This is a genomic window from Moorena sp. SIO4E2, assembly GCF_010671945.1.
Classification (GTDB): Bacteria; Cyanobacteriota; Cyanobacteriia; order Cyanobacteriales; family Coleofasciculaceae; genus Moorena; species Moorena producens.
On record NZ_JAAHIE010000950.1, the window covers coordinates 1 to 2128 of the forward strand.

General features: G+C 40.6%; 3 protein-coding genes and 1 pseudogene. 1 reads left to right on the plus strand and 3 read right to left on the minus strand.

From position 1 onward, the window contains the following. Positions 1-422: 422 nt before the first annotated feature. Together F6K37_RS39310 and F6K37_RS39315 are read right to left on the minus strand one after the other, a co-directional pair. A complete protein-coding gene (locus F6K37_RS39310) occupies positions 423-764 on the minus strand; it encodes a XisI protein (RefSeq protein WP_287256662.1) in 342 nt (113 codons plus the stop codon). Next, positions 752-1217 (minus strand): annotated as a pseudogene (locus F6K37_RS39315) (XisH family protein). The gene F6K37_RS39310 and the pseudogene F6K37_RS39315 overlap by 13 nt, the downstream one beginning before the upstream one ends. Before the next feature lie 129 nt (positions 1218-1346). Between F6K37_RS39315 and F6K37_RS39320 the strand changes: the two are divergent. After that, positions 1347-1514: a hypothetical protein gene (locus F6K37_RS39320; RefSeq protein ID WP_287256664.1), complete on the plus strand. Its 168-nt coding sequence runs from the start codon at positions 1347-1349 to the stop codon at positions 1512-1514. Positions 1515-1545: 31 nt separating this feature from the next. Here the strand turns inward: F6K37_RS39320 and F6K37_RS39325 are convergent, their stop codons facing one another. Further along, complete coding sequence (locus F6K37_RS39325) at positions 1546-1698, minus strand: hypothetical protein (RefSeq protein ID WP_287256666.1); 153 nt, start codon at positions 1696-1698, stop codon at positions 1546-1548. Between the last annotated feature and the right edge of the window lie 430 nt (positions 1699-2128).

Genomic DNA, 2128 nt, shown 5'->3' on the forward strand with positions numbered 1-2128 from the left:
AACAGCGGATCACCGGAACAAAGAAGAGGCAAGAGGCAAGAGGCAAGAGATAAAAAATCCTCTGTACCTGATTAGGCTATAAACCGCTATACATTTTTTCCCATTGTCTTGATGAAGTCGCTGATGGCCGAAATTCCCTTTGGTGGCACTGGTACAGGCAGTTATGGGTGAGTCTAAACTTCCTATTTTCAATTTTAGCTGCTGGCACAAGACTGTTCCAAGGTGATACACAGAGCGGTAAGGGCCAGCTCTTTGTATACATCACAGCAGAGTTATTTTTGACTAATGTTGCCAGATTTTCAGTTTCAGTAGGAGTTTCGTATGTCAATCAGGCGATCGCTCTCTGTAAACTTTTGTCAGTCAACCACGAGCAGCCCTTGGATATAATAAAGTCGCAAACCGGTATATAGGGCATCAAAGTTTTAACCAACTGCATAATGGGTAAATTGGCGCTTAAAAGGGGAATGAAAACCTAAAACGATATCAGAAGTGGGCACACCCATTTCCACCAACCTCTCAGCAACCGAGTCTTCAGTCCCGTTATATTGAATCCAGATTTTGCCATCAATAATATCAAAGTGCATCACAGGACCAAATACCCGCTTATCTCCTTGCCAACCCACATAAGCCAATTGATAATGGTCGTGTTCCCTATCAAATATTAGCTCGGCTTTGACCGTATCCCTATCAGTAAGGGTTGCTAGTTGGGAGTGTTCAGTTAAAATATTCTTGATAAATTGCCGATATTGATCTATTTTATCCATTGCTTAATCTCCTCCAATTTCGGATCGTAAATCATCAACTTGACTTGGTAACGTCTCAGAGCGCGTTGGATGAAAGAAAGCTGAAAAAAATCTTGATAAGTTTCACAAGGAATAGCCAAATAAACAATTCGCTCTGGTTCAAGTTCTTCAAGAGCCTGACAATAGTTAAGATATTGCCCTAAGGCCGTATGAAATGTGCTGATATCTGAGTCGCCAATAAAGCTTTTAATTTCTACAGCAATTCTTGAGGTGCGACCCAAGGGCGATTTACTCGCCCATTGGAAAGCGCACCTATTCGGAATCTCGTTGAGCTGCGATTGCAATTTCTGCCGCTAAATCAATTTGTAATTTCACTGCCTCGCCAATCCGAATCGTGAAAGGATCGTGAGTGATATTCCATCCGTCTTTGATCAAAGCATTTTTAACCTGTTGATGGAAAACGTCTTTTGCCATTTTGGATGTTTTGCATCCTCATTTTAATTTATTTAATTCTATCATCTACGGCATTATCATAAGCTGTTCGCCATTTAAATTGGATATTATTCAGTCTCTTGATGTAAAGCGCGAGTGGTTTTGGGCTGGTTGATTGACCGAAAATCTGCCAAAGCCAATGGCAGTAAACTTATGCATCGAGTCCGTTTCACCTCTAATTACGACCCTGACCCAGCCATGGCCTGCCGCAAACAACATCAGGTGCGACTCGTGGCGAATTTAATTCTTAATACGGAAAGCGCACCTAAGTTTTTGTAGTCAACTTTAGCATGCATGCCCGCCCTGCTTACTAAGGGTGGTTAGGGGGGATTCCTCTTGCCTTGCGGGTAGCGCTATATGCGTCTTGACTGGGATGGCGAGCGTGGGCATAAGCATAATCACCATAAAACACAGACAGGCAAAGTATATAGAGCACAATCAAGATTTTTTTCAGTTGTTTCATAGCTAGAACAGCTAGTGTAAAAATTTATTCTTGACCGATGCTAATGTAATCACAAATATTATCACAAGTAGTTTATGATAAAAATTTTTTACTCTATTTTAATGTCCATCAGGAAATGATTGACTTTGTCCTACCTGTTGAGTGAAAGGCTAAGCAGTGGATACATAAACCAATTTATCGTAAAAATTCCTGGAAAATAAATTATTATGACTCGAAGCTCCTGACTCGAAGCTCCTGACTCGGAGGATAGTTGGTTATGTCGAACTGAGGTAATTTTCAATTATCAATTTTTAATTGACGAAAAACACTGATGGTCTATAGATAAATCAGCAGCTAAGATCGATGAATTAACAGATCAGATGTTATAGGAGATGACAATGTCTGTACCTACCCGTACTCCTTTACCAATTATCCTAATTCGTGGGTTTGG